Source organism: Actinophytocola gossypii, from assembly GCF_025165815.1.
GTDB classification, from domain to species: Bacteria; Actinomycetota; Actinomycetes; order Mycobacteriales; family Pseudonocardiaceae; genus Actinophytocola; species Actinophytocola gossypii.
The window spans coordinates 30,043-55,987 of record NZ_JAFFZE010000028.1; the positions used below are offsets into that span (position 1 = coordinate 30,043).

Consider the following 25,945-nt stretch of genomic DNA (forward strand, 5'->3'; position numbering starts at 1 on the left):
ATGACCACCACCCCGAGCGACAACCCTCACACCGATCCCACCGATTCGACCGTCGACCCGGGCGAGCAGGACGAGGTGACGAACGTGCGGTACCTGCCATCCCACCGCACCGACCGGGTCGTCGTCGACCGGTCGACGACGGAGATCGAGGCGATCGACCGGCCAGGGCGGACCGCGGTCGAGCGGGCTGGTGAGGTGCTGGACTGTGAGGTGCTGGACGCCGAGTTGGTGTCCGACGAGGACTACCGCGCGGCACAGCGGCAGGCCGCAGTCGAGCGGTACCGCGGCTACCGGCGGGACGTGGTGGCCGTGGCGCGGCTGACTAGGACGGTCGCGACCCACCGGCGGACCCGCGCGCTGTTTCGGCACGCGGTGGCCTACCCGCTGGCGGGCGCGGGTGTGGTGGCACGTCGGTGGCGGGATTCCCACAGCGTCAACCGGTTCGAGCGGCAGATGCGCGCGGCGGAGGCCGCTGGGGACCAGGAAGCGTTGCGGTACTGGCAGGAAGCCCGTGACGCCGAGAAACAACGGCGTCACCAGCGGGTGATGGACTGGGCACGCCTACCGGGTCAGCTCGTCAAGGCCGGGGTGATCGCCGTGGTTGGTCTCGCCGCGTTTCTGCTGGTCCTCGGGGTGATCCTGGCGATCGACTCCGGCCAGTTCACCGACGTGATCGGCCCGATCGCCGCGGTGTTCGACGCGGTCGCGTTCGCGGTGTGGTTCCTCACCACCTACGGCATTGTGATGCTGCTGGCCGGCACGGTCCTGGGCGCGGGCTACCTGTATGCGCAGGGCCGCACCCACGCCGAGATGCCGGCGTGGCTGTCGGTTCCGGACGATCAGGGCGAGGGGGACTCCCTCGATCGACTGCCCGACGAAGGCACGATCATCAAAGCCCTGCTCGGGCTGAACATTCCGGGGTTCAAGCAGGCGGTGAAGGAGGGCTGGAAGCCTCGATTCCGGCAGGTCCCGCACGTCGACGGCAAGGGCTGGCGTGCTCAGATCGACCTGCCGTTGTCGTGTCCGGTCGAGGAGATCGTCAAGCGCAAGACCATGCTCGCGCACAACCTTGTGCGCTACCCGATCGAGGTGTGGCCCACCGAACCCAGCCCGTCCGTGCTGGATCTGTGGGTCGCCAAGCCCGGTGCGCTGTCCGGGCCGGTCGACCCCTGGCCCCTGCTCGACGACCTCGACCACACCCGCGCCGACTACTTCGAGGGCGTGCCGGTAGGGGTCACGATCAAGGGCGACATGGTGCGCGGCCGGCTATTCGAGGCGAACTACTTCGTTGGCGGCATGATGGGCTCGGGCAAGTCCACGCAGGTCATCACGCTGCTGCTCGGGGCGATGCTCGACCCGCTGGTCGACATCGACGTCGTCGTGATGGCCGAGAACGCCGACTACGAGCCCATGAAACCCCGCCTGCGATCCCTGGTCGCCGGCGCCGGTGACGAGACCGTGAATGCCTGCATGGGGATGCTCTCGGACCTGTTCGAGGAGGTCTCAGTGCGCGGCCGGGCGCTCCGCGAGCACGACGCACGTGCTGTGACCAGGGCACTCGCCGAGAAAGACAGTCGACTCCGGCCCCGGATCATGGTCGTGGACGAGTGCCAGAACCTGTTCATGAGCGAGCACGGCCGGGACGCGATCGAGACCGCGGTCAAGCTCATCTCCACCGCCCGCAAATACGCCATCACGCTGATGTTCCTCACGCCCGAACCGTCCAAGGACGCCTGCCCCCGCAAGATCATCACGGTTACCAGCAACAAGGCGTGCTTCGCGATCGGTGACCACCAGGCCAACGATGCCGTGCTGGGCTCTGGGTCCTACAAAGCCGGGATCTCCGCCGTGGGCCTGACCCCGAAGACCGACGAAGGCCCTGGCGACGTGGGCACCTGCATGCAGCGCGGGTTCACCGCCAAGCCCGGCCTGCTCCGCACCTTCTTCGTCAACCAGGACGACGCCCACCGTGTCACCGCCCGCGCCCTGCAACTCCGCGACCAGCACGGCATCACCACCACCCCGGCCGAGCGGGAACCGGAGCGGGACTCGCTCGCCGACATCGCCGCCGTGCTCGGTGACGCGCCGCGGATGAAGACGCTGGACGTGCTGCAACGCCTGGTCGAGCTGCACCGGCCGACCTACCAGCCCTGGACCGCCCGCGACCTCACCGCGTTCCTCACCGAGCACGAAGCGGCGCCCTACAAAACCGAAGGAGCCATGCAGATCAGCGCCGCCCGCATCCGCGAAGCCATCACCGTCCGTGACGAACACGAGGGCGACGACACCGCCTAACGCCAGGGAGGCAACCCAGGGAGGCACCGAAACCGAGGGAGTTTTCCCTCACCGCCTCCCTCACCCCGCCTCCCTCACGCTGAGCAGCACAAACCCCCTGCCAGGGAGGCAAGGGACCACACCGCCCTGACCACCTGAAACCCCCCAAATCCAGGGAACGTGAGACACCACGGTGCCTCCCTCCCTTCCCCTCACACGCCCACACGCCACTACCCACAGTGACTATCTGGAGAGCAGATGAGTACCGCCCGAACCACCGTCCTGACCGGCCTCGCCGCACTCACCGCCACCGCCGCGCTGGCCGTGACCGGCTGCCTGCCCACCCTGACCACGACCCCGAACGCGGCCGGCGAGACCGCCGCGCTCGACGTCCTGCCGGTCCACCCGGAGAACACCACCGCCCCCTACGACCGCGACGCCTGGGGCGACTGGACCTCCCACGGCCGCGGCTGCGACACCCGCGAGATCGTGCTCACCGAGCAGAGCACCGGCACCCGGCCCGGCGCCGACTGCCGACCGGTGTGCCCGGCGACCGGGCCGGCGTGCTGGCACAGCCCCTACGACAACGTTCGGCTCCGCGACCCGTCCCAGGTTCACATCGACCATCGCGTGCCGCTCGCCGAAGCCCACCGATCCGGCGGCGCCGACTGGACCGAGGGCGAGCGGGAGCGGTTCGCCAACGACCCCGCCAACCTCGTCGCCGCGTCCGCATCGTCGAACACGGCCAAGGGCGACGGTGACCCGACCCGGTGGAAGCCGGACAACGTCGCCGAGTGGTGCGGCTACGCCACCGCCTACATCACCACCAAACACACCTACCGCCTGTCGGTCGACCGCCGCGAGCGGGACGCGCTCGCCGCGATGCTCGCCACCTGCACCGAACAGGGCGGTGGTGCCTGATGTGCCGCAAACACCGCCGCTGCCACGGCCCGAGCACCAGCAAAGCCGCCGCCGCGCAACGAGCCCGCGCCTACCGCGCCCGACGCCGCCAGGCAGCCACCCCAACACCAGACACCGCTACCAGCGACCAACCCAGCACCCAGGAGGCCACCGCGCCCACCTCGGTGCCCACCGACCAGCAACCCGACACCGGGGACGTGACGCCCACCGCGAGCGCGCAGAGAGACGCTGAGACACGAGCGGAACTCAAGCAGCGCAAGAAGCCCAAGCCCGCCGGTCGTGGTGCCGGGGTTGGGCCGGTCACCGGGGAAGGCAACCTCACCCTCGTCTCCCCGCAGGAACCGGTGCACATCTCCATCTGCGGACCCAACGGCACGCCCGAAGTGGTGGGGGACGTGACGCCCACCGAACCCACCGAACCCCATGCGCGCCAAGGGGACGTGACGGATCGTCCGCGCCCCGAGAACCGCAGCCGCGCCGCCGCGGCGAGCCGGGACCGGGCGCGAGCAGCGCGCGACGCGCACCGACGCGCCGCCCGTCGCGCTGACCGCCGCCGCGCTGCCGGACCAGGCGACGTCATCGGCAACGGCAACATCATCGTCACCCGCGGCGGTGGTCAGAACACACCGCACGCCGTGACCGGCGACAACCGCATCGTCATCAACGGCAGGGACGTGACACCTCACCGCCCCGCACGGGACAACCGGGGTGATGCCTGATGAGCGCGAGGACAACCACACGCGTCGTGCCAGCCGGCGGGACCGACGCGTCGCGGGAGGCCTGGCACGACGCGTCGTGTGTCGACGAACCGCTGCAGACACGACGCGTGTGCGCATGGTGCCACGGGCCGATCCCGTCAGGTGCGCGTCGGGACGCGGTGTGCTGCTCGGTGCGATGCCGGCAGGCGCGGCACCGGTTCAGCCGCACCATGCAACGCGGTCCCGCGCAAGCCGTCGACCCCGGCCGCCCGCTACGCCTCGCGTACGCCGATCCGCCCTACCCGGGCAAGGCGCACTTGTATCGCGGACACCCGGACTACGCCGGGGAGGTCGATCACGCTGACCTGATCCGTCGCCTGTCGACCTACGACGGATGGGCGCTATCCACCTCCGCCGCCGCGCTGCCGGCCGTGCTCGCGCTCTGCCCGCCCGGGATCCGCGTTGCAGCGTGGCACAGGGGGGAACGCCCGGCCGCGAGCCGGTGGCCGCTCAACGCGTGGGAACCGGTGATCTACCACGGCGGTCGGCCGGGTGACCCGTCGCGTGACGCCGGCGCGACCCGACGCGTGGACTCCCTTGTGCACGGCGTGTCCCCGATGACCACCCTGCCGGGACGGGTGATCGGCGCCAAACCGGCAGCGTTCTGCCGCTGGCTGTTCGACCTGCTCGGCGCCGCAGCTGGCGACTCCTTCGATGACCTGTTCCCCGGTTCCGGTGCCGTCACCCGCGCCTGGCACGCCTTCACCGACCCGTCACGTCAGGTCCTACACGACACGTCGCGTCCCGCCGTGGTGGCACACGACGCGTCGCGTGTCGACCGGGGCGTCGACACGCGACGCCTCCCGGACACCGAACGGAGGACAGCGTGAGCACCTCACCCACCCGCGCCCTACACCCCGTCCCGGCCCCGCCCGGAACGGCGGACGCGGTGGACCGACGCCGAACTGATGCGCGAGGAGGTAGCGGCATGAGCACCGCGCCCACCGCTTCCCCAGCACCACCCCAACCGAGCAGGCTCGCCGGGACCGGGCCGGTGCTGGAGTTGGGTGCCACGAAGTCCTCCCACCGCTGGGGCGAGATGCCCGGAGGGTGGGACCGGCTCAACACCCGCGCCCTGTTCGCCTCGAACAACGAGTGGGGCATCCCCGACCTGCCGGCCGCCACAGTCGAGCCTGCTCGGTTGGTGGCCTACAGCTCCCGCGCCGAGTGCCTCGCCGCCGCCGGCCGCCGCGAGCGGACCGGGCAGCGGGACGCGGTCCACTTCTTCCTGGACGACTACCGCTTCGAGACCGTGTGGACCAAACCCGAGCGCGGCCTGTCCCGGTGCTGCTCGGTTGGTGCCGCGCTCACGCCGGACTTCTCGCTGTGGCGGGACATGCCGCTGGTGATGCAGCTGTGGCAGGTCTACCGCTCCCGCTGGTGCGGCGCCTGGCTCCTCGCCCACGGCATCCCGGTCGTGCCCACCGTGTCCTGGTCCACACCAGACACCTACCACCCCCGGACCGGGTTCGCGTTCGCCGGTATCCCCACCGGGTCGGTGGTCGCCGTGTCGACCGTGGGTACCTGGCGCGACCCCGAAGCCCGCGCCCTGTTCACCGCCGGCTACGCCGCCATGCTCGACCAACTCCGCCCGTCGACCGTGCTCGTGTACGGCAAACCCCCAACCGAGCAGGCTCCCGCCGGGACGCGGGTGCGGTGCTACCCGTCCCGCTGGGACAAGCCCCACAGCACGACCGGCGGGGGTGACCGGTGATGGGCGGCAGAGGAAGCAAGGGACGGCCACGCGGTGGCGGCATGAGCCAGGAACCGCAGCCGCTCACGCTCGCCAGCGAGTTCCCGACAGACGACCCGTTGCTGCCGCCGGACGCCACATTCCGGCCCGAAGACCACACCGACCCGGAGGTCGAGCGCGACGACGACGAGCTACCGCCCGCGCTGGAGCGGCTCCTCGCCCGCGACGACACGCAGGCACCGGACACCACCCCACCCGAGCACGACCACACCGAGCGCGCGACAGCACAGGAACGGGTTCGGACCATGCCCGACCCAGGCAACTACCTCCCGGACCTGCAACCACCGACCTACACCGAACCACCACCCAGCACCGAAGCCGAAATCACCGCCCACATCCTCGACCGAGCCCGGTCCCTCGACCGCGACGGCCGCGACTACATCAACCTGGCCAACCTCCGCTCGATGCTCCACCCCGGACTCGACCGCAGCACCGTCGATGCCGTCCTGCGACGCATGAGCAACCGCCGGGAGGCGAACTTCACCGCCGACGACTACGCCTTCACCAAGCCGCAAGCAGTCCGCGACGCCGCACTACGGATGGGCAACCAAGACAACCACTGGATCAACCTCGGCTAACGCCACCCACCGATCGACCATCCACAGTGGAGGACAACAGTGACTAACACCAACCGAGCAGGCTCCGGGTCGGCCGCGTCCAACACGGCCGCTCTGCTGACCGCCGCGCTGGACGCCGCCTCGCGTGGCTGGCACGTGTTCCCGTTGCGTCCGGGCACCAAGAAGTACCCGGCCTTGCACGGCAAGGAGAACTGCACCGACACCGGGCCGTGCGCGAACGGGCACGTCGGGTGGGAGCAGCGGGCTACAACCGACCCTGGCCGCATCCGCGCCGCCTGGTCACGAGCCCCGTACAACATCGGAATCGCGACCGGCCCGTCCGGTCTGGTCGTGGTCGACCTCGACACCGACAAGGGTGATGCCCCGCCGCCGCCATGGAACCTGCCCGGCGTGCGGGACGGGCAAGACGTGCTCGCGGTGCTCGCCGAACACCATGGCCAGCCTGTGCCGGTCGACACGTTTACTGCCGCCACTCCGTCTGGCGGGGTGCACCTCTACTTCCGCGCACCATCCGGAGTGGAGCTACGCAGCACAGTGGGAGACAAGGGCAAGGGCATCGGATGGCGAGTCGATACCCGCGCGCACGGCGGCTACCTTGTCGCACCCGGGTCGGTGGTGGCTCGGGGCGCCTACCGGATCGTCGTGGACCGCGAGCCGGCGCCGCTGCCCGCATGGCTGGTCGACCTGTTGCGACCCGCGCCGCGACCGCCACGCTCAACCCGACCGGTCTCGGTCGGGTCGTCGCGGCGCTCGCGGTACCTGGAGGCCGCCGTGCGCATGGAGTGTCAGCACGTGGAACAAGCCCGGAACGGGCAGCGCAACGCCAGCCTCTACGCCGCCGCGTGCGCGCTTGGCCAGCTCGTCGCCGGAGGCGCGCTCGCCGAAGGGGACGTGACAGCCGCTCTGCTCACCGCCGCCGGCCGCCACATCGCCGTTGGCGCCTACCCCGAGTCCCAAGCCCGCGCAACGATCCGCTCCGGCCTCGCCAAGGGCGGCGCCATCCGACGCCGAAAGGTCGCCTGATGCACAGGGGCGTCGACACGCGACGCCTCCCGGACACCGAACGGAGGACAGCGTGAGCACCTCACCCACCCGCGCCCTACACCCCGTCCCGGCCCGCCCGGAACGGCGGACGCGGTGGACCGACGCCGAACTGATGCGCGAGGAGTTCCCGCCCGTGCGGTGGGCCGTGCCCGGCCTGCTCTCCGAGGGCCTGAACCTGCTCGCCGGGGCGCCGAAGTTGGGCAAGTCGTGGCTGAGCTTGGGTCTCGGCGCCGACATCGCCAATGGTGACCCCGCACTCGGCGGCATCGAGGTCGAGCGCGGGCCGGTCCTCTACTGCGCGCTCGAGGACACCGGCTGCCGGCTCCAACGGCGCCGCCGGCAGATGCTCGCCGCCGGAGGGCGGGCCGCCAACCTGCTCACCCTGGAAACCGCCTGCCCCACCATGACGGCCGGCGGGGACGCCGTCATCGTGGACTGGCTCAACGAGAACCCCGGCGCCCGGCTGGTCATCATCGACACCTTCGAGAAGATGCGCGGCGCCACCGCCCCCGGCATCTCCGCCTACGCCGCCGACTACGCCGCCGCCTCCCGGTTCAAGGTCATCGCCGACACCTACGGCGTGCCGTTCCTGCTCATCCACCACGTCCGCAAGCAAGGCGCCGAGGACTGGCAAGACCTCGTGTCCGGCACCAACGGGCTTACCGGCGCCGCCGACGCCACGCTGGTGCTCCAGCGCTCCCGTGGACAGGCGGACGGGGTTCTGCACGTCACCGGCCGCGACGTCGAGGAAACCGACTACGCGATGAGCTTCGACCCGCGCTCCGGTGCCTGGACCAAACTCGACGGCCCGGCCGGTGACTACGAACTCGGCGACACCCGCGCGGACCTCATCCGCCTCGTGCGCGACTACCCCGGCAGCAAACCCGCCGACCTGGCCAAAGCGCTCGACAAGCCCGCCGCCACCATCCGGAAAACCCTCGCGCGCATGGCCGACAAGGGCCAACTCCGCGTGACGCCCGGCGGCGCCTACTACCCACCCGAACCGAGTGACACCCCCGGTGACCCGTCACCGGTGTCACACCTGTCACTCAGTCACTCCACCCCCTCTGACCAGGGAGAACACCTGTGACACCTCCAGTGACACCCAGGCCCGGTCACGCTGTGGACCGACTGCCCGCCGACCCGCCGGTTCTTTACACGACGGAGGAAGCCGCGGACATCCTCCGTGTGCGCAAGGGCTGGCTCGAACGGCAGGCCGCCGCGCGGAAAATCCCCTTTTCGTTGCTGGGTGGGTGTTACCGCTTCACCGCGCGGCACCTGAACGAGATCGTGCACATCTTCGAGCCGGGACCAAACTCGCCGACGCCGAATCCGCCGAGCGATACGACTCGGCGGCGAGCCAACACCAGCGTCAGCAGAACAACGAGTCAGCTCCGAGCCAAGCCTCGTGCGCGGGCGGCCTGACCATTCGTCGAAAGGAACCTACAAGTGGCGTACGCGGAAAAGCGCGGAAACCTGTGGCGCGCCCGGTGGCGTGGCCCTGATGGCACGTTGGAGGGCTTGTCCGGGTTCGAAACCAAGACGGATGCGGTCGACTACGGCCGAGACCGGGAAGCCGAGATTCGGAAGGGTACCTACGTCGACCCACGCGCTGGCAGTATCACGTTGACCGAGTGGGTGAACGACTGGTTTCCCTCTCTGGACCTTGAGCCCACCACGCTGAGCAATTATCGATACATGATCGAGTATCATATCCTGCCCGCGTTCGGTCAGCGCGCGCTCAATACGCTGACCACGCACGAGATCGCCAAGTGGGAGAAACAGCTCAGGGGAAGTGGCCTGTCCCAGCGTACGGCGGCCGGTGCGCGATCCACCCTGACGACAGTTCTCGCCGACGCGATCCCGCGTCACATCCAGAGCAACCCGTCAGAACGCAAACGGGGGAAGGGACGGAAGGGGCAAGGGCGGATCGCTCGCATCGAGAAGCAGGAAAAGGGGTGGACGTCGCCAACGCAAGCGCTACATCTCGCGGAGCGTGCTGCCGTGCTGTCCGGGTTCGAAACCGACTTCACCATGACCATCACGATCGCCTACACGGCAATGCGGTGGGGTGAGGCTCTGGGGTTGGCGCCAGATCGAGTCCATGGTGATGCTGTGGACGTCCACTGGAAACTCTACGAACTCGACGGGCACTTCTACCGGGGGCGCCCGAAGGACGGCTCGATGCGTACGATCGACCTGCCGAACTTCCTGGGCAAGATCCTGGCGGAGCATCTGGAGAAAGCGGCGCGGTTCGCCTGTACATGCCGGTACCCCGAAGGGGCAGACAGCGATATCCCCTGGTGCACGGGAGCTGAATACGTGTTTCTCGGCGGACGGGGTGGACACTTTCGGCGGTCGAACTACGGCGCGCGCTTCTTCCGTCCGGCGGCTGATGGTGTGTACCCGGAACGGAATGGAACTCGCCCGCGAGCGCGCATGCCCGTCCTCGTCGACCAGGCGCACCCGTGGCCGGGCAAGCTCGTGCCGCCGTGGCCGTACGCGGATGCGCAGATGCCCGTCTACGAGCCACCCGGCGGGCGGGGCCGGCCGCGGCCAGGGGGCGCAACGAGGTTCGCGTCCTGGCTGCCGATCCAGCCGGGCCTGACGCCCCACGGGTTGCGCCACGGGCACCAGACCTGGATGGACGAGGCCGGCATCCCCTACCCGCTCCAGGCAGAGCGCATGGGCCACGAGGTACCCGGCATGCGAGGTGTCTACAGCCACGTCAGCGCGAGTATGCGCGAGGCGCTCAAGAGCGCGCTCCAGGCCATGTGGGAGCAGTCCCTGACGGAACGACTCCGGATCTCGACGCGGTCGGCGGTGCCCATCCTGGACCGACTTCTACGCGAGCACCGGGGAGCCTGATCCGGGAGCCCGCTCCCAATCCGCTCCCAGAATCGGACACCGAACGGCCAGGGCCTCCCTGCTCATGTGCGCGGGGAGGCCCTGACCTGTGTGTTCTCTGGGGTGAGTGACGGGACTTGAACCCGCGACATCCTGGACCACAACCAGGTGCTCTACCAGCTGAGCTACACCCACCATCGCCACCCAGTCGGGGTGGTCGGGAACATCCTAACGTGCGGCCCGACGGGGCCCGCAATCGGTTACCTGTCGGGCGTGACCAGGGTATCGGCCACTGCCTTGGCCTGCTCGCTCGTCGGCCCGGGCGGCGCGACGAACGCGGTGCCCCGGTAGTACCGCAGCTCACGGATCGACTCGTGGATGTCGGCCAGCGCTCGGTGGGCAAGGCCCTTGCCCGGCTGCGCGTAGTAGATCCTCGGGTACCACCGCCGGCACAGCTCCTTGATCGACGACACGTCGATCATCCGGTAGTGCAGGTGCCCGTCCAGCGCGGGCATGTCCCTCGCGATGAAACCCCGGTCCGTGGCGATCGAGTTGCCGCACAGCGGCGCGGTCCTGGCCTCCGGCACGAACCGGCGCACGTAGTCGAGCACCAGCTTCTCCGCATCGTCGAGGGTGACCGTCGACGCGCGCACAGCCTCGGTCAGGCCGGAGGCGGCGTGCATGTCGCGCACCACGTCGAGCATCCCGTCCAGCAGGGCGTCCTCGGCGTGGATGACCACGTCCAGCCCCTCGTCGAGGATGTTCAGCTCCGAGTCGGTCACGAGCACGGCCATCTCGATCAGGGCGTCCTTGGCCAGGTCGAGGCCCGTCATCTCGCAGTCAATCCAGACCAGGTTGTCCGTCACCCGACGCAGCTTAGCCCGGGTACGCTTGTTCGATCTCGGAACCGGAGGCGAGGCCGATGGGCAAGGATGTCGAGCGGACCGAGTTCACGCGCGCGGACCGGCAGCGGTTCCGGCAGAAGGTCCGCCAGTGCCTCGACGTGTTCGCGCAGATGCTGGCCGAGTCCCGGTTCGACGCCGAGCGCCCGATGTCGGGCCTCGAGGTGGAGCTCAACCTGGTCGACGCGGCCGGCGACCCGGCCATGCGCAACGACGACGTGCTGGCCGCCATCGCCGACCCGGCCTTCCAGACCGAGCTCGGGCGGTTCAACATCGAGATCAACATGTTGCCCCGAGAACTCGGCCCGGCCGGCCTGGCCGCGTTCGAGGACAGCGTCCGGGCCAGCCTCAACGCTGCCGACCGCAAGGCCGGGGCGTCCGGGGCGCACATCGTGATGATCGGCATCCTGCCTACTCTGCGGCCCGAGCACATGGGCGAGCACACGCTCTCCGCCAACCAGCGCTACAAGCTGCTCGACGAGCAGATATTCGCCGCCAGGGGCGAGGACCTGGAGATCAACATCACCGGCGAGGAACGGCTGGTCACGCAGGCCGACACGATCGCGCCGGAGAGCGCCTGCACGAGCGTCCAGTTCCACCTCCAGGTCGCGCCGGAGAACTTCGCGCAGTTCTGGAACGCCAGCCAGATCGTCGCCGGCATCCAGGTCGCGCTCGGGGCGAACTCCCCCTTCCTCTACGGCAAGCAGCTGTGGGCCGAGAGCCGGATCGCGTTGTTCGAGCAGAGCACCGACACCCGCTCGGAGGAGCTGAAGGCGCAGGGCGTGCGGCCGAGGGTGTGGTTCGGTGACGGTTGGATCACGTCGATCTTCGACCTGTTCGAGGAGAATGTCCGGTACTACTCCGCGCTGCTGCCGCTGTGTGACGACGAGGACCCCGCCGAGGTGCTCGCCCGGGGCGAGACCCCTCAACTGAGTGAACTTCGGTTGCACAACGGCACGATCTACCGCTGGAACCGCCCGATCTACGACGTCGTGGACGGGCGGCCACACCTTCGGGTGGAGAACCGTGTCCTGCCGGCGGGCCCGACCGTTGTGGATGTGATGGCCAACGCCGCCCTCTACTTCGGCCTGGTCCGCGCGCTCGTGGACCAGGAGCGTCCGCTGTGGACGCAGATGAGCTTCTCGGCCGCCGAGGAGAACTTCCACGCCGCCGCCCGCGACGGCATCGGCGCCCGGGTGTACTGGCCGGGCATCGGCGAGGTGCCGGTGACCGAGCTGGTGCTGCGCCGGCTGCTCCCGCTGGCCCACCAGGGCCTGGACGCCTGGGGGGTCGACGCGGCCGACCGCGACCGCCTGCTCGGCGTCGTCGAGAAGCGGTGCATCAGCGGCCGCAACGGTGCCGCGTGGCAGGTGGACACCGTGCACGCGCTGGAGGAGACCACCTCGGTGAGCCGGGAGCAGGCGCTGCGCGAGATGACCCGGCGTTACGCCAGCCACATGCACAGCAACGAGCCGGTGCACACCTGGCCGGGCGTGTGAGGTGCTCAGTCCTCGGCTTTCGCGTCCAGCATGGCGTCGCGCAGCGCCGCGCGCAGCCGGCCGACGTCCAGCGGGGCCAGCACCGCCGTCTCGCCCGGCGGGGCGACCAGCACGACGCGTCCCTGCCGGACGAACACCGTGAGATCGCGACGCCGCCCGGCGACGTCCCGACACGTGACCGACCACTCTCTGTGGTTGTTCACTATCCCATCCTCCGGCCGTTGCCGACCTTCACCGCTGAAGCTGCTGAACTCCGCCCGCGCGGGCGCCGTATACCCATTGGACGTCATGATCGCTCAGCTGTGACGGGTGTTCGCCACATTCTCCGAAATCCACGCATTGTTCGCGAAAGGGCATGATCCGAATGGCCGAACCGCACCGCATCGTGATCGTCGGCACGGGACTCGCCGGCGCCACCGCCGCAGGCACCCTGCGCCAACAGGGCTTCACCGGTCAGGTGCTGCTGCTCGGCCAGGACACCCACCGGCCGTACGAGCTCCCGGCGCTGTCCAAGGGCATCCTGCTCGGCGACACGACCGACCCGGACTGGGTGCACGACGAGTCGTTCTACGCCGACCACGACGTCGACCTGCGACTGTCCACCACGGTCGCCGAGATCCGGCCGGGCGACCGCGAGGTCGTCGAGGCGGGCGGCGCCGTGCATCCGTACGACCGGCTGCTGCTCGCCACCGGCTCCGCGCCGCGCCGGCTCGACCTGCTGCCCGGCGCCGGGCTCGCCGGTCTGCGCACGCTGCGCACCCTCGACGACGCCCGGGCGCTGCGCGCCGAGCTGACCGAGGGCCGCCGGGTGGTGATCGTCGGCGCCGGCTGGATCGGCTGTGAGGTCGCCTCGGCCGCGCGCACGCACGGCGCCGAGGTCACCGTGGTCGACCCGCTGCCGCTGCCCCTGCACCGCGTGCTCGGCGACCGGATCGGCGGCGTTTTCCGCGACCTGCACGCCGAGCACGGCGTGGCCTGGCGGCTGGGCGTCGGGGTGAACGCCTTCCTCGGCGAGGGCACGGGCGAGGGCACGGTCACCGGGGTGGCGCTGGCCGACGGCACCGAGCTGCCGGCCGACGTGGTGGTGGTCGCGGTGGGCGCGGCACCCCGGGTGGAGCTCGCGCACGCGATGGGGCTCGAGCTGGCCTACCCGGGCGGGGTCGCCGTCGACGAGGGCCTGCGCACCTCGGCCCCGGACGTGTACGCGGCCGGGGACATCGCCGCGCAGACCCACCCCCGGTACGGCGGCCGGGTGCGGGTCGAGCACTGGGCCAACGCCAAGGACCAGGGCGCGCACGTCGCCGCCAACCTGCTCGGCGCGCACGAGCCGTACACCGCGAGCCCGTACTTCTTCTCCGACCAGTACGACCTCGGCATGGAGTTCCGCGGCCTGGCCGACCCGACGACCGACGAGCTGGTGGTCCGCGGCGACCCGGCCGCACGCGAGTTCACCGCGTTCTGGCTGCGCGACGGCGCGGTGCGGGCCGCGATGAACGTCAACATGTGGGACGACGGCGACGCGCTGGCCGCGCTCGTCGACAGCGGCGCCCGGGTCGACCCGGCGAAGCTCGTTGCCGGCGACCTCGCCGACGTGATGGGGTAGCCCCAGGTGGGAGGGGCGGACGTGGGCTCGATCGACTCGGTGCTGGTGCGCGCGGAGCTGCTGACCGCGCAGGGCAGGCCGCGCTCGGCCATCGCGATGCTCGTGCCGGTGCTCGAGGAGTTCCCGGAGCATCCGACGGCCTGGTGCCGGCTGGCCGCCGCGCACCTGGACGCGGGCGAGCCGGGCGAGTCGCTGGCCGCGGCGAAGCGGGCGATCGTACTCGGCGAGCGGTCGTGGGCGCACCGGCTGGCGAGCCTGGCCCTGGTGGAGCTTGGCCGGCACGACGAGGCCGTGGTGTCGGCCCGCGAGGCGGTGCGCAGGGACCAGGAGGACTGGCGGTGTCACGTCGCGCTCGCCGAGGCACTCGGCCACGACTCACCGCGCGCGGCGGTGCGGGCCGCGCGGGCGGCCGTCGACCTGGCGCCGGCCGAGCCGAGGACGCACGAGGTGCTCGGCGACGCGTCGATGCTCGCGCACGAGTGGAACGCCGCCGAGGACGCCTACCGCGAGTCCCGCGCGCTGGACCCCGACAACGAGGACGTGGCCGCCAAGCTGGCCCGGCTCGCCGCCCGCCCGGCGCCGGACCCGAGACGGCCGGCGGCGACGCTGCGGGTGCGGACGAGGTTCGGGCGGGCGGAGCGGGTGGCGCTGCTGCTCGTGGCGCGCCGGCTCGGCGCGTGGGTGGCGGTCGGTGCGCTGGTCGGGATGGTGGCCGGGCATCCGGCGCCGAGCCGGGCGCTGGCGTGGTTCGGGCTCGGGGTCGTGGTGTTCGTGGCGCTGCTGGGGTGGCGCGGATGGCTCGGACTGCCGGCGCGGGCGCGGGTGCCTGCGCGCGAACTGTCCACACGGGAGCCGCTGGTGGCGGTGTCGGTAGGGTTGGTCGCGGTCGCGGTGCTGGCGATGCTCGGGTGGACCCTGTTGGTGGTACTGGGATTCGGGTCGCTGCCGGTGCTCGCGGTAGCGCTCGGCAGTGGCGTGGTCGCGGCCGGAATCTGTTGGTTCGGACTCTGGCGGATCTGGGCGAGTAGTCGCTAGGGTGCCGCCATCGTTCGGGGTGGAGGGGAAAGACTCATGGTCAGGTTGGGCGGGATCCTCGCGGTCCTGGGGTTGGGTTCGGCGTTGCTGCACTTCACGTCAGTCCAGTTCAGACTGCTGATGTGGGCGGAGCCGATGCAGCCGGTGCTCGGGCTGGTGCTCGGCGCGGTCGGCGTGGCGATCCTGGTGATCAAGTTCGGGGTGATGAAGGAGAAGCCGGCCGCTGGACAGCCGGCCGGGCCGCCGCAGCAGGGCGGTTTCGGGCCGCCGCCAGGGATGCCGCCGGGTGGGCCGGGACAGCCGCCGTTCGCCGGCGGGCAGCCGATGCCCGGTGCGCCGGGGCAGCCCCAATTCGCCGGGATGCAGCCGCCGCCGGGTGGTCCACAGTTCGGCGGTGGTCAGGGCTTCGGCGCGGGTGGTCAGCCGCCGGCGGCCGGCGGGCCGGGCGCCGGGGGAGCGGGTTTCGCTCCGGGTGGTCAGCCGCCGTTCCAGCCGCAGGGCCCCGGTCCGGCCCAGGCGGATCCCGTGCTCGGCCGGCCGCAGTTCGCGCCGCAGACGGCGCCTGCGCCGCAGCAGCCCGCGCCGCCCGGCGGGGTGCCGCAGTTCCCGCCGGCACCTCAGCAGTTCGGTCCGCGGGGCTGAGGCAGACTCGGCTCCATGACGACCTTCGGCGGGTACCAGAACGAGATCTACCTCCAGGGCCTCGGCGGCCGACTGCCCCGGTTCACCACCGACGGCACCGCGCTCGAGGCGGCCGCCCGGGAGGCGTTGGAGCCGGGGCCGTTCGGGTACGTCGCCGGGGGTGCCGGGTCGGACGCGACGGTCCGGGCGAACCGCGAGGCGTTCGACCGGTGGCGGATCGTGCCGAGGATGCTCACCGACGCCACGGCGCGTGACCTGTCGACCACGGTCCTTGGCACGCGGATGCCGGCGCCGGTGCTGCTCGCGCCGGTCGGTGCCCAGTCGATCGTGCACCAGGACGGGGAGCTGGCGACCGCGCGGGCCGCGGGTGATCTCGGGGTGCCGATGATCCTGTCCACCGCGGCGTCGCACCCGATCGAGCCGGTGGCGGAGGCCAACGGGGACGGCCCGCGCTGGTTCCAGTTGTACTGGCCCAACGACAACGACGTGACGGTGAGCATCCTGTCGCGGGCCAAGGCGGCCGGGTTCTCGACGCTGGTGCTGACGCTGGACACGTGGACGCTGGCCTGGCGGACCACCGATCTCGACCAGGCGTACCTGCCGTTCATCCGCGGCGTCGGCACCGCGATCCCGTTCTCCGACCCGGCGTTCCGCGCTGGGTTGACGGCGTCGCCGGAGGACGACCCGCAGTCGGCGATCCTGCGGTGGATCCCGATGTTCACCGGTACCGACAAGCGGTGGGACCAGCTGCCGTTCCTGCGCGAGCACTGGGACGGCCCGATCGTGCTGAAGGGCATCCAGCACGTCGACGACGCGCGCCGGGCGTGCGACGCGGGGATGGACGGCATCGTGGTGTCCAACCACGGCGGCCGGCAGGTCGACGGTGCTGTCGCGTCGCTGGACGTGCTGCCGGGGATCGCCGCCGCGGTGGGGGACCGGATGGCGGTGCTGTTCGACTCCGGCATCCGAACGGGCGCGGACATCGTCAAGGCCCTCGCCCTCGGCGCCGACGCGGTGCTGCTCGGCCGGCCGTTCGTGTACGGGCTCGGCCTCGCCGGTGAGGAGGGGGTCCGGCACGTGCTGCGCAGTGTCCTGGCCGACCTCGACCTCACGCTCGCCCTCTCCGGCAACCGCTCCCCGGCCGGCCTCTCCGCCGACTCCCTCTGGCACGCCTGACCCGTTACTTGGCGTCGGCGTAGACGGTTACCGGGGTGGCCTGGAGGGGGAAGAGGACCGGGGTGTCGGGGAAGACCAGGGCGGTGGCTTCCTCGGCGGAGGCGGTGACCTCCTTGGTGACCTGGGGGGCGAGGTCGGTGGGGCAGTGGACCAGGACCTCGTCGTGCTGGAAGAAGACCAGGTGGGCCTCGGTGCCGGCGAGGCGGCGGCGGAGGGTGGCCAGGACGGTGAGGGCCCAGTCGGAGGCGCTGGCCTGGACCACGAAGTTCCTGGTGAAGCGGCCCCAGTCGCGGGCGGCTCGGCGGGAGCGGGACTCGTCGCCGGAACCCATCAGGTCGCGCCACGACTCGCTCGGGGGCGGGGACGTGCGGCCGAGGCGGGAGCGGACGATCCGACCCTCCTCGCCGGCCCGGGCCGCCTGCTCGACGTACTCGACGGCCTGGGGGAACCGGCGGCGCAGGGTCGCCAGCAGGGGGCCGGCGCCGCCGGACGTGCCGCCGTACATCGCCGAGAGCATGGCGATCTTCGCGTGCTGGCGGTCGCCGTCGAAGGCCTCCTCGGCCAGGCGGGTGTAGAGGTCGACGCCCGCCGACACCTCCGCCAGGCCGCGGTCGTCGGACAGCGCGGCCAGCACCCGGGGCTCCAGCTGCGCGGCGTCGGCCACCACCAGCGACCAGCCGGGGTCGGCCCGGACAGCGGTGCGCAGGGCGCGCGGCAGCTGCAGCGCGGCGCCGCCCCTGGTCGCCCAGCGGCCGGACACCACGCCGCCCACCACGTACTCGGGGCGGAACCGGCCGCCGTGCACCCACGAGTCCAGCCACGTCCAGCCGTTCGCCACCCACAGCCGGGCCAGCTCCTTGTAGCGGAGCAGCGGCGCGACGGCGGGGTGGTCGATCTCCCGCAGCACGTGCGCCCGGCTCGACGGCACGTCGATGCCGGCCCGGCCGAACGCGCGCACCACGCTCGCCGGGTTGTCCGGGTTCACCTGCCGGTTCTCCGGTGCGCCGACCAGGCCGAACGCCGCCGTGATCTCCTCGGCCAGACCGGCCAGCACCGCCGGGCGGGCACCCGGTGCCGGGCGCGGACCGAGCAGCTCGGTCAGCAGGTCGCCGTGTACGTCCGCCCGCCAGGGCAGCCCGTGGTGGCGCATCTCGGCGGCGGCCAGTGCTCCGGCCGACTCGGCGGCCACCAGCAGACGTAATCGGTCGGGACGCGGGGTCTGTTCGATCCGCCGCAGTTGGTCGGCGTACACCCGTGCGGCCGCCTCCAGCGGGTCGGCGCCGGCCGGCAGCGGCTCCCGCGACGTCTCGAACAGGGTGGGTTGCTCCCCGCGCGCGGCCGGTGGCGGGTCGTCCGGCTCGGCGAGTCCGTGCAGTCTGGCCCAGGCCGCGGCCAGGTTGCGTGGGCGGCCGGGGGTGCCGGCGTGGGCGAGCAGGATGCCCTCGGCGAGCGCGAGGTCGTGGCAACGGGCGAGCGGCACACCCGCCGCGAGCAGGTCCGGGTAGAGGGTCTCGGCAGACGGCAGCACCCAGCGCGGCGCGTGCTCGGCCTCGGTGGCGCGGACCCACGCCGCCAGGTCGGGCACGGCCGTGTCGGCGCCGGCCGGGAGCACCCGCACCCGGCCGGCACCGTCCACCCCCGGCACCACCACGACCTGCATGGACGTATTGTGCGCCGCCCCACCGACAGTTCCGGTTCGCGGGCGCGCCGTCTTGCCGCGTCGCGTGCGCCGGCCCACCGACAGTTCCGGCACGCGGTGCGGTGGACCGTTAGTTAACTCTCGAGTAGGTTCGGGTGGGTGTCGACCTATCTGTCCCGGGCCCGGAAGGCCGCCACGTGGGTGCCGACGATGGTGCGCGGCCTCGACGTCATCCGCCGGTCCGGCATGGTGCCGCTCACCCGGCCCGACCTCGCCCTGGTCTCGTTGCTCCGGCTGCGCCAGCTCGGCCCCATCGCCGGCGCCGCGCGGGTCGCGGCCGGCCGGGACGGCACCGCGCTCGGGCTGGTCGACGAGCTCGGCCCCCTCACCTACGCCCAGCTCGACACCCGCTCCAACGCCCTGGCCAGAGCCTTCGCCGCCCGCGGGCTCGGGCCGGACTCGGTCATCGCACTGCTGGCCAGGGACCACCGCGGCGCGGTCGACACCATGGTCGCCGCCGGCAAGCTCGGTGCCCGCCTGCTGCTGATGAACACCGGGTTCGCCCGTCCCCAACTCGTCGACGTCGCGCGCCGGGAGCGGGTCTCCGCGATCGTGCACGACCAGGAGTTCAGCGACCTGGTCGACGCCGTCGACGGTGATCCGCCGAAGTTCCTCGCCTGGGTCGACGGCACGCCGGACCGGACCACCCTCGACGAACTCATCGCCGGCACCGACGACCGCCCGCTGCCCAACCCGCCGCGGCCGGGCGGGCTCGTGCTGCTGACCAGCGGCACCACCGGCACCCCCAAGGGCGCCCCGCGCCAGGTCAAGTCCCCGCTGGCGGTCGCCCAGTTCCTCGACCGGATCCCGCTCCGGGTCGGGGAGGCCACGGTGCTCGCCGCGCCGCTGTTCCACGGCACCGGGCTCTCCCAGTTCCTGATCTCGTTCGCGCTCGGCTCCACCGTCGTGGTCCGGCGGAGGTTCGACCCCGAGGAGACCCTGCGCGCCGTCCAGGACAACCGGGCGACCGCGCTCGTGCTGATCCCGACCATGCTCCGGCGGATCCTCGACCTCGGTCCCGGCGTGCTCGGCCGGTACGACACGTCGAGCCTGCGGATCGTGTTCTGCGCCGGCTCCGCGCTGCCGCCCGAGCTGGGCAACCGGGCCACCGAGGCCTTCGGCGACGTGGTGCACAACCTGTACGGGTCGACCGAGGTCGCGGTGGCCACGGTGGCGACGCCGGCGGACTGGCGGGCCGCGCCGGGTACCGTCGGCCACGCGCCGGTGGGCTGCCGGGTCGCGCTCTACGACGACGCGGGCCACCGGATCACCGAGCCGGACGTCGTCGGGCGGGTGTTCGTCGGCAGCGTGCTGTCGTTCGAGGGCTACACCGACGGGCGGCACAAGGACGTCCTCGACGGCCTGCTCGCCAGTGGCGACGTCGGGCACTTCGACCGGCAGGGCCGGCTGTTCATCGACGGCCGGGACGACGACATGATCGTCTCCGGGGGCGAGAACGTGTTCCCCGGCGAGGTGGAGAACCTCCTGCTGGAGCACGACGCGGTGGCCGAGGCCGCGGTGACCGGGGTGCCGGACGACGAGTTCGGTCAGCGGCTCAAGGCGTACCTGGTGCTCCGTCCGGCGGCGAGCCTGGACGCCGAGCAGGTCCGCGACTACGTGAAGGCGAACCTGGCCCGGTACAAGGTCCCGCGCGACGTGGTCTTCGTCGGCGAGCTGCCGCGCAACGCCACCGGCAAGCTGCTCAAGGACCGCTTGACGGAACTGGGCTGAGCCCTCTATCACACCAATATCTCTCGAGCAAGGCCCCATAGTTGGGAGTCGGTGCCGGAAAGGCCTTCTTCTCGAAATGTGGGAGGCCGAATTTCATTTCCCGCCAGTTCACCGTCAGGCAATCGCAACATTGCCCGTGCATATTGCCGAATCGACGTGCCCGGCTGGTTTCTCAGCGTCATCCACGCAGCTCAGGGCGGTCGCGGCGTCCGCGACTGCCTGCCATACCCGCCGGTAGTGTTCCTGAACACACCTTTCTCGGCCTGGATCCGCGCTGGCCCGGTCGCGCTAGGGAGATTACTCCGTTTGGGCTAGTTGTGGCAAGTGGCAAGCATTGCCCGAAGTTTGTACCCGGGGGTTGCATGACATCGGGTGGCGACGAATTCCAGGGGCACCAATTGGTCTTGTCGACGCCCGCAAATGTCGGGGACAGGAAGGGCAACAACGTCATGACGCGCAATCGTCGAGGCCGGCTGATCGCCGGCGTGGGCTTCGCGGCAGCAGCGGCGGCAGTGACCGCCGTCGTCGCGGTACCCGCACAGGCGCAGGAGGGCTCCATCCGGCTCGCGAACAGCGACGCCGCCGTGGCCGACAGCTACATCGTCGTGCTCAAGGACGACATCCGGTCGGCGGCCGTGTCCGCGCGGGCCGACAGCCTCGCCGCCGAGTACGGCGCCAAGGTCGGGCACACCTACACCGCCGCGCTCCAGGGCTTCTCGGTCAGCGCGAGCGAGGACGAGGCCAAGCGGCTCGCCGCGGACGAGTCGGTCGCCTACGTGCAGCAGAACCAGAAGTTCACCATCTCCGACACCCAGACCGACCCGCCGTCGTGGGGCCTGGACCGGATCGACCAGCGCGACCTGCCGCTGGACAGCTCCTACACCTACGCCAACAAGGGCGACGGCGTCACCGCCTACGTCGTGGACACCGGCGTGATGGTCGACCACCCGACCTTCGAGGGCCGGGCCACCGGCGGCTTCGACGCCATCGACGGTGACGACGACGTGACCGACGGGCACGGCCACGGCACCCACGTCGCCGGCACCATCGGCGGCGCCGAGTACGGCGTGGCCAAGGGCGTGTCGATCGTCGGCGTCCGGGTGCTCGACGACTCCGGCTCCGGCACCACCGAGCAGGTCGCCGCCGGCATCGACTGGGTCGCGCAGAACGCCAGCGGCCCGTCGGTGGCCAACATGAGCCTCGGCGGCCCGGCCGACGACGTGCTCGACGCCGCCACCCAGGGCGCGATCGACGCCGGCATCACCTTCGCGGTCGCGGCCGGCAACTCCTCCGCCGACGCGTCCGGCTTCTCGCCGGCACGGGTCGAGTCGGCCATCACGGTCGCCGCCTCGGACGACGCGGACGCCCAGGCCTCCTTCTCCAACTACGGCTCGCTGGTCGACATCTACGCCCCGGGCGTGGACATCACCTCGTCCTGGAACGACGGTGCCACCAACACGATCTCCGGCACCTCGATGGCCTCCCCGCACGTGGCCGGCGCCGCGGCGCTGTTCCTGTCGGCCAACCCGGACGCCACCCCGGCGGACGTGGCCACGGGCCTGACCACGGCCGCGACGCCCGACAAGATCACCAACCCCACCGGGGACACCCCCAACCTGCTCCTCTACGTGGGCGAGTGAGGTAGTCGCGGACGCCGCCTCCGGGATCCTCCCGGGGGCGGCGTTTGTGCGCGCGGCCCAACGTGACCTGGCGCGCGAGGGGCTCCCGCTGACGCGGATTTGGCCTAGGGTGCTGGAGGTGGACTTCTCGCACTCGGCCACGGCGGCCGACTACCTGCGGCGTGTCGGTGACTTCATCCGTGCGGAGATCGAGCCCGTCGAGGCCGACTACCACCGCACCCTCCGGGAGAGCCGGGACCCCTGGGTCGTGCTCCCGATCGTGAACCAGCTCAAGGCCAGGGCCCGCGACCAGGGCCTGTGGAACCTGTTCCTGCCCGACACCGAGCACGGCGGCGCCGGACTGTCCAACGTGGAGTACGCGCCGCTGGCCGAGGCGATGGGCCGCTCCGCGCTCGCCCCGGTGGTCTTCAACTGCAACGCCCCGGACACCGGCAACGCCGAGGTGCTCGTCAAGTACGGCAGCGACGAGCAGCGCTCCCGGTGGCTGGAACCGTTGCTGCGCGGTGAGATCCGCTCCGCGTTCTGCATGACCGAACCCGAGGTCGCCTCCTCCGACGCCACCAACATGGCCGCCACAGCGGTGGTCGACGGCGACGAGATCGTCCTCAACGGGCGCAAGTGGTGGAGCACCGGCGTCGGTCACCCGGAGTGCGCGTTCGTCATCTTCATGGGCCTCACCGACCCCGACGCGCACAAGTACCAGCGGCACTCGATGGTCCTGGTGCCACTGGACACCCCTGGCGTCAAGGTCGAGCGGATGCTGTCGGTGTTCGGCCACCAGGACGAGCCGTTCGGCCACGGCGAGGTCAGCTTCACCGACGTCCGGCTGCCGCTCTCCGCGGTGATCGCCGGACCCGGCCGCGGGTTCGAGATCGCCCAGGGCCGCCTGGGGCCGGGCCGCATCCACCACTGCATGCGCCTGATCGGGCTGGCCGAGAAGGCGCTGGAGCTGGCCTGCGCCAGGGCCACCGACCGGGTCGCGTTCGGCAAGCCGCTGGCGAACCTCGGCGGCAACCGGGAGCGGATCGCGCACGCCCGCATCGCGATCAACCAGGCCAGGCTGCTCGTCCTGCACACCGCCTGGCTGCTGGACACCAAGGGCCTGGCCGGTGCGCGCAGCGAGGTGTCGCAGATCAAGGTCGCGGTGCCGAACACCGCGCTGGAGGTCATCGACATGGCCATCCAGCTGCACGGCGCCGCCGGCCTGTCCGACGACTTCCCGCTGGCCGCCGCGTACACCGGCGCCCGGTCGCTGCGGCTGGCGGACGGGCCGGACGAGGTGCACCTGAACCTGGTCGCGCGGTACGAGCTCGCGGAGCGTTCGTGAGGGTCCTGGTCACCGGCGCCGGGTCCGGGCTGGGCCGCGCGCTCGCGACCCGCTGGTCGGCCACCGGCGCGCGGGTCCTGGTGTCCGACGTGGACCCGGCGGCCGCCGGCGCGGTCGCCGAGGAGCTCGGCCAGACCTCCCGCGCGCTCGACGTGACCTCCGGCGCCGACTGGGAGTCCGCTGTGGACTGGTGCCGGTCCACCTGGGACGGCCTGGACGTGCTGGTGAACAACGCCGGCGTCGGCGCGGGCGGCCGGTTCGAACGGATCGCCGTCGAGGACTGGGACTGGATCTGGGAGGTCAACCTCAAGGGCGTGGTGCGCGGCTGCCGGGCGTTCGTGCCGCTGTTCAAGGAGCAGGGCGCCGGGCACGTCGTGAACGTGGCCTCGCTCGCCGGGCTGATGAACCTGCCCGCGATGGCCTCCTACAACGTCACCAAGGCGGGCGTGATCTCGCTCTCCGAGACCCTGCGCCTGGAACTGGAGCCGTACGGGGTGCACACCACCGTCGTGTGCCCCGGGTACTTCCGGACGAACCTGGGGGAGCGCACCCGCACCCCGGATCCCGCGGTGGCGAAGGTGATGGACAAGCTGATGGCGTCCTCGAAGGTCACCGCGGCCGACGTCGCCGGCCAGGTCGTCGACGCGGTGCGGGACCGGCGGTTCCTGGTGCTCACCCACCCGGCCGCCCGCCGGTCGATCCGGCTCAAGCGGTGGCTGCCCAAGGTCGTCGACCGCGAGGTGCGCGCGTACTGGGCCCGACTGCGGTCCACTGTGGAACGGGAGGATCGATGACGGCGCTGGACGAGCCGGGTGCGCTGCGCGAGGAGGACGCGTTCGACACCGACGCGGTCGGCGCGTGGCTCGAGTCCCACGTGGACGGTCTGGGCGAGCTGCTGGAGGTTCGCCAGTACCCCGGCGGCGCGTCGAACCTCACGTACCTGCTGCGGTACGCCGACCGGGAGCTGGTCCTGCGGCGCCCTCCGGCCGGGCGGAAGGCGAAGTCGGCGCACGACATGCGCCGGGAGTACCGGGTGCAGCGTGCGCTGCGGCCGGTGTACCCGTACGTGCCGAACGTGCTCGCGCTGTGCGACGACCCGGCGGTGCTCGGCTCGGACTTCTACGTGATGGAGCGGATCGAGGGCGTCATCCTGCGCGGCGACCTGCCCGCCGGGATGACGCTGTCGCCGCGGGACGCGCGGTCGCTGGCGTTCCGCACGTTCGACCGGCTGATCGAGCTGCACCGGCTCGACCCGGAGCCGATCGGCCTGGCCGACCTCGGCAAGGGCGCCGGTTACGTCGAACGGCAGGTCCTCGGCTGGAACGAGCGCTACACCAGGGCCAGGACCGACGACGCGCCCGACTGCGCCGACGTGATGGCCTGGCTCGCCGCGAACCGCCCGGACGACGTGCGGATCTGCGTGATCCACAACGACTTCCGCTTCGACAACGTGGTGCTCGACGGTACGTCCACACTGGACGTGGTCGGCGTGCTCGACTGGGAGATGGCCACCCTCGGCGACCCGCTGATGGACCTCGCCGGCAGCATGGCGTACTGGATCCAGGCCGACGACGATGAGACCGCGCAGCTGCTGCGCCGCCAGCCGACCCACCTGCCCGGGATGCCGACCAGGGCCGAGCTGGTCGACCACTACTGCGCCGAGATGGGGCTGTCCGCGGCGAACTGGGCGTTCTACGAGGTGTTCGGCCGGTTCCGGCTGCTGGTGATCATGCAGCAGATCTACTACCGGTACCGCGCCGGCCAGACCAGCAACCCGGCGTTCGCGCACTTCGGCCGGTTCGCGGCGTACCTGGCCGACCGCTGCCGCGCCGGGATCGGCTGATGGCCGCCATCTACCTCCTCCGGCACGGCCAGGCCAGCTTCGGCGCGGCCGACTACGACGTGCTGTCCGAGGTCGGCGAGCTGCAGGCCAAGGCGCTCGGCGACGAGCTGCGCCGCCGCGAGGTCCGGGTGCACGCGGTGTGGTCGGGGACGCTGCGCCGCCAGCTCGCGACCGCGGCCGCCTGCCTGCCGGCCGCCGGGATAGACCTCGAGGTCGGCCAGGACCCCAGGTGGAACGAGTACGACCACCTCGGGCTCGTCCCCGAGGGCCAGGGCGACCCGGCCGACCTGGCCGGCTCGGCCCGCCGGTTCCAGGCCCAGCTCGACGAGGCGCTGTCCCGCTGGCTCGCCGGCGACGAGCGGGTCGGCACCAGCGGCACCTGGGCGGAGTTCAGCGGCGGGGCGTTCGCCGCGGTCAACGACGCACTTGCCGCCCTGCCCCGCGGCGGGACCGCGCTGGTGTTCACCTCGGCCGGCCTGATCAGCGCGATCTGTGCCCGGCTGCTGCACCTGCCGCCGGAGGGCTTCCTGGCCATGAACCGCACGATGGCCAACGCGAGCATCACCAAGCTGGTCAGCGGCCGCTCCGGGGTCAGCCTGCTCTCCTACAACGAGCACGCCCACTTCGAGGGAGCCGGCCGCGAACTGCTCACCTACCGCTGAGCTGTTGCCCG

24 protein-coding genes and 1 tRNA gene are annotated in these 25,945 nt (G+C 71.5%); 21 read left to right on the forward strand and 4 right to left on the reverse strand.

The window, feature by feature from the left end; genetic code table 11:
* The 10 genes from JT362_RS32405 (at position 1) to JT362_RS32445 (ending at position 10,196) form a co-directional block, all read left to right on the forward strand.
* Positions 1-2,295, forward strand: a complete 2,295-nt coding sequence (locus tag JT362_RS32405; RefSeq protein WP_260195694.1) for a zonular occludens toxin domain-containing protein — start codon at positions 1-3, stop codon at positions 2,293-2,295.
* 237 nt (positions 2,296-2,532) lie between these two features.
* Complete coding sequence (locus JT362_RS32410; protein WP_260195695.1) at positions 2,533-3,195, forward strand: HNH endonuclease family protein; 663 nt, start codon at positions 2,533-2,535, stop codon at positions 3,193-3,195.
* On the forward strand, positions 3,195-3,914 hold the full coding sequence (locus tag JT362_RS32415; RefSeq protein WP_260195696.1) for a hypothetical protein: 720 nt from the start codon (positions 3,195-3,197) through the stop codon (positions 3,912-3,914). The genes JT362_RS32410 and JT362_RS32415 overlap by 1 nt, the downstream gene beginning before the upstream one ends.
* A gap of 209 nt (positions 3,915-4,123) precedes the next feature.
* The gene (locus JT362_RS32420) at positions 4,124-4,783 is read left to right on the forward strand and encodes a hypothetical protein (protein WP_260195697.1); all 660 of its coding nucleotides are present in this window, start codon (positions 4,124-4,126) and stop codon (positions 4,781-4,783) included.
* Between the two features lie 98 nt (positions 4,784-4,881).
* The gene (locus JT362_RS32425; protein ID WP_260195698.1) at positions 4,882-5,667 is read left to right on the forward strand and encodes a DUF4417 domain-containing protein; all 786 of its coding nucleotides are present in this window, start codon (positions 4,882-4,884) and stop codon (positions 5,665-5,667) included.
* Between the two features lie 41 nt (positions 5,668-5,708).
* Positions 5,709-6,284, forward strand: coding sequence for a hypothetical protein (locus JT362_RS32430; protein ID WP_260195699.1), 576 nt, complete (start codon positions 5,709-5,711; stop codon positions 6,282-6,284).
* 39 nt (positions 6,285-6,323) lie between these two features.
* Positions 6,324-7,307 carry a bifunctional DNA primase/polymerase gene (locus JT362_RS32435; protein WP_260195700.1) on the forward strand — a complete coding sequence of 328 codons (984 nt, stop codon included), beginning with the start codon at positions 6,324-6,326 and terminating at the stop codon, positions 7,305-7,307.
* 52 nt (positions 7,308-7,359) lie between these two features.
* On the forward strand, positions 7,360-8,418 hold the full coding sequence (locus tag JT362_RS32440; protein ID WP_260195701.1) for an AAA family ATPase: 1,059 nt from the start codon (positions 7,360-7,362) through the stop codon (positions 8,416-8,418).
* A 32-nt stretch (positions 8,419-8,450) separates the two neighbouring features.
* Positions 8,451-8,753: a helix-turn-helix domain-containing protein gene (locus tag JT362_RS35715; RefSeq protein WP_375546590.1), complete on the forward strand. Its 303-nt coding sequence runs from the start codon at positions 8,451-8,453 to the stop codon at positions 8,751-8,753.
* 24 nt (positions 8,754-8,777) lie between these two features.
* Positions 8,778-10,196, forward strand: a complete 1,419-nt coding sequence (locus JT362_RS32445) for a site-specific integrase (protein ID WP_260195702.1) — start codon at positions 8,778-8,780, stop codon at positions 10,194-10,196.
* A 98-nt stretch (positions 10,197-10,294) separates the two neighbouring features.
* Here the strand turns inward: JT362_RS32445 and JT362_RS32450 are convergent.
* Both JT362_RS32450 and orn read right to left on the reverse strand, forming a co-directional pair.
* Positions 10,295-10,370 (reverse strand) — tRNA-His (locus JT362_RS32450).
* 65 nt (positions 10,371-10,435) lie between these two features.
* Complete coding sequence (gene orn / locus JT362_RS32455; RefSeq protein ID WP_260195703.1) at positions 10,436-11,041, reverse strand: oligoribonuclease; 606 nt, start codon at positions 11,039-11,041, stop codon at positions 10,436-10,438.
* Positions 11,042-11,097: 56 nt separating this feature from the next.
* On the opposite strand from orn, the gene JT362_RS32460 reads away from it, so the two are divergent.
* The gene (locus tag JT362_RS32460; RefSeq protein WP_260195704.1) at positions 11,098-12,576 is read left to right on the forward strand and encodes a glutamate-cysteine ligase family protein; all 1,479 of its coding nucleotides are present in this window, start codon (positions 11,098-11,100) and stop codon (positions 12,574-12,576) included.
* Positions 12,577-12,581: 5 nt separating this feature from the next.
* Here JT362_RS32460 and JT362_RS32465 read toward each other — a convergent pair whose 3' ends face one another.
* Complete coding sequence (locus JT362_RS32465; protein WP_260195705.1) at positions 12,582-12,779, reverse strand: hypothetical protein; 198 nt, start codon at positions 12,777-12,779, stop codon at positions 12,582-12,584.
* Positions 12,780-12,940: 161 nt separating this feature from the next.
* Here JT362_RS32465 and JT362_RS32470 point away from each other — a divergent pair, with 161 nt between their 5' ends.
* From JT362_RS32470 to JT362_RS32485, 4 genes are read left to right on the forward strand one after another with little or no spacing between them, the layout of a single operon-like run.
* Positions 12,941-14,179 carry an NAD(P)/FAD-dependent oxidoreductase gene (locus tag JT362_RS32470; RefSeq protein WP_260195706.1) on the forward strand — a complete coding sequence of 413 codons (1,239 nt, stop codon included), beginning with the start codon at positions 12,941-12,943 and terminating at the stop codon, positions 14,177-14,179.
* A 21-nt stretch (positions 14,180-14,200) separates the two neighbouring features.
* The gene (locus JT362_RS32475; RefSeq protein ID WP_260195707.1) at positions 14,201-15,214 is read left to right on the forward strand and encodes a tetratricopeptide repeat protein; all 1,014 of its coding nucleotides are present in this window, start codon (positions 14,201-14,203) and stop codon (positions 15,212-15,214) included.
* A gap of 36 nt (positions 15,215-15,250) precedes the next feature.
* Positions 15,251-15,856, forward strand: coding sequence for a hypothetical protein (locus JT362_RS32480; RefSeq protein ID WP_260195708.1), 606 nt, complete (start codon positions 15,251-15,253; stop codon positions 15,854-15,856).
* Between the two features lie 15 nt (positions 15,857-15,871).
* Entirely contained in the window at positions 15,872-17,032 is a 1,161-nt protein-coding gene (locus JT362_RS32485; protein ID WP_260195709.1) for a lactate 2-monooxygenase, read from the forward strand.
* Positions 17,033-17,036: 4 nt separating this feature from the next.
* Here JT362_RS32485 and JT362_RS32490 read toward each other — a convergent pair whose 3' ends face one another.
* Positions 17,037-18,692 (reverse strand): bifunctional 3'-5' exonuclease/DNA polymerase, encoded by a 1,656-nt coding sequence (locus JT362_RS32490; RefSeq protein ID WP_260195710.1) that lies wholly within the window; start codon positions 18,690-18,692, stop codon positions 17,037-17,039.
* Positions 18,693-18,881: 189 nt separating this feature from the next.
* On the opposite strand from JT362_RS32490, the gene JT362_RS32495 reads away from it, so the two are divergent.
* The 6 genes from JT362_RS32495 to JT362_RS32520 all read left to right on the forward strand — a co-directional run bounded on the left by JT362_RS32495 (position 18,882) and on the right by JT362_RS32520 (position 25,934).
* Positions 18,882-20,462 carry an acyl-CoA synthetase gene (locus JT362_RS32495; protein WP_260195750.1) on the forward strand — a complete coding sequence of 527 codons (1,581 nt, stop codon included), beginning with the start codon at positions 18,882-18,884 and terminating at the stop codon, positions 20,460-20,462.
* A gap of 449 nt (positions 20,463-20,911) precedes the next feature.
* Positions 20,912-22,102 (forward strand): S8 family peptidase, encoded by a 1,191-nt coding sequence (locus JT362_RS32500; RefSeq protein WP_260195711.1) that lies wholly within the window; start codon positions 20,912-20,914, stop codon positions 22,100-22,102.
* Positions 22,103-22,220: 118 nt separating this feature from the next.
* Positions 22,221-23,429 (forward strand): acyl-CoA dehydrogenase family protein, encoded by a 1,209-nt coding sequence (locus JT362_RS32505; RefSeq protein WP_260195712.1) that lies wholly within the window; start codon positions 22,221-22,223, stop codon positions 23,427-23,429.
* On the forward strand, positions 23,426-24,223 hold the full coding sequence (locus JT362_RS32510) for an SDR family oxidoreductase (protein ID WP_260195713.1): 798 nt from the start codon (positions 23,426-23,428) through the stop codon (positions 24,221-24,223). The genes JT362_RS32505 and JT362_RS32510 overlap by 4 nt, the downstream gene beginning before the upstream one ends.
* Complete coding sequence (locus JT362_RS32515) at positions 24,220-25,272, forward strand: phosphotransferase family protein (RefSeq protein WP_260195714.1); 1,053 nt, start codon at positions 24,220-24,222, stop codon at positions 25,270-25,272. The genes JT362_RS32510 and JT362_RS32515 overlap by 4 nt, the downstream gene beginning before the upstream one ends.
* Entirely contained in the window at positions 25,272-25,934 is a 663-nt protein-coding gene (locus JT362_RS32520) for a histidine phosphatase family protein (RefSeq protein WP_260195715.1), read from the forward strand. The genes JT362_RS32515 and JT362_RS32520 overlap by 1 nt, the downstream gene beginning before the upstream one ends.
* Positions 25,935-25,945: the final 11 nt, after the last annotated feature.

Coding starts and splice junctions, on each gene's coding strand:
- JT362_RS32405 (WP_260195694.1), top strand. CDS start 1: ATGACCACCACCCCGAGCGACAACCCTCACACCGATCCCACCGATTCG.
- JT362_RS32410 (WP_260195695.1), top strand. CDS start 2,533: ATGAGTACCGCCCGAACCACCGTCCTGACCGGCCTCGCCGCACTCACC.
- JT362_RS32415 (WP_260195696.1), top strand. CDS start 3,195: ATGTGCCGCAAACACCGCCGCTGCCACGGCCCGAGCACCAGCAAAGCC.
- JT362_RS32420 (WP_260195697.1), top strand. CDS start 4,124: ATGCAACGCGGTCCCGCGCAAGCCGTCGACCCCGGCCGCCCGCTACGC.
- JT362_RS32425 (WP_260195698.1), top strand. CDS start 4,882: ATGAGCACCGCGCCCACCGCTTCCCCAGCACCACCCCAACCGAGCAGG.
- JT362_RS32430 (WP_260195699.1), top strand. CDS start 5,709: ATGAGCCAGGAACCGCAGCCGCTCACGCTCGCCAGCGAGTTCCCGACA.
- JT362_RS32460 (WP_260195704.1), top strand. CDS start 11,098: ATGGGCAAGGATGTCGAGCGGACCGAGTTCACGCGCGCGGACCGGCAG.
- JT362_RS32470 (WP_260195706.1), top strand. CDS start 12,941: ATGGCCGAACCGCACCGCATCGTGATCGTCGGCACGGGACTCGCCGGC.
- JT362_RS32480 (WP_260195708.1), top strand. CDS start 15,251: ATGGTCAGGTTGGGCGGGATCCTCGCGGTCCTGGGGTTGGGTTCGGCG.
- JT362_RS32485 (WP_260195709.1), top strand. CDS start 15,872: ATGACGACCTTCGGCGGGTACCAGAACGAGATCTACCTCCAGGGCCTC.
- JT362_RS32490 (WP_260195710.1), bottom strand. CDS start 18,692: ATGCAGGTCGTGGTGGTGCCGGGGGTGGACGGTGCCGGCCGGGTGCGG.
- JT362_RS32495 (WP_260195750.1), top strand. CDS start 18,882: ATGGTGCGCGGCCTCGACGTCATCCGCCGGTCCGGCATGGTGCCGCTC.
- JT362_RS32500 (WP_260195711.1), top strand. CDS start 20,912: ATGACGCGCAATCGTCGAGGCCGGCTGATCGCCGGCGTGGGCTTCGCG.
- JT362_RS32515 (WP_260195714.1), top strand. CDS start 24,220: ATGACGGCGCTGGACGAGCCGGGTGCGCTGCGCGAGGAGGACGCGTTC.
- JT362_RS32520 (WP_260195715.1), top strand. CDS start 25,272: ATGGCCGCCATCTACCTCCTCCGGCACGGCCAGGCCAGCTTCGGCGCG.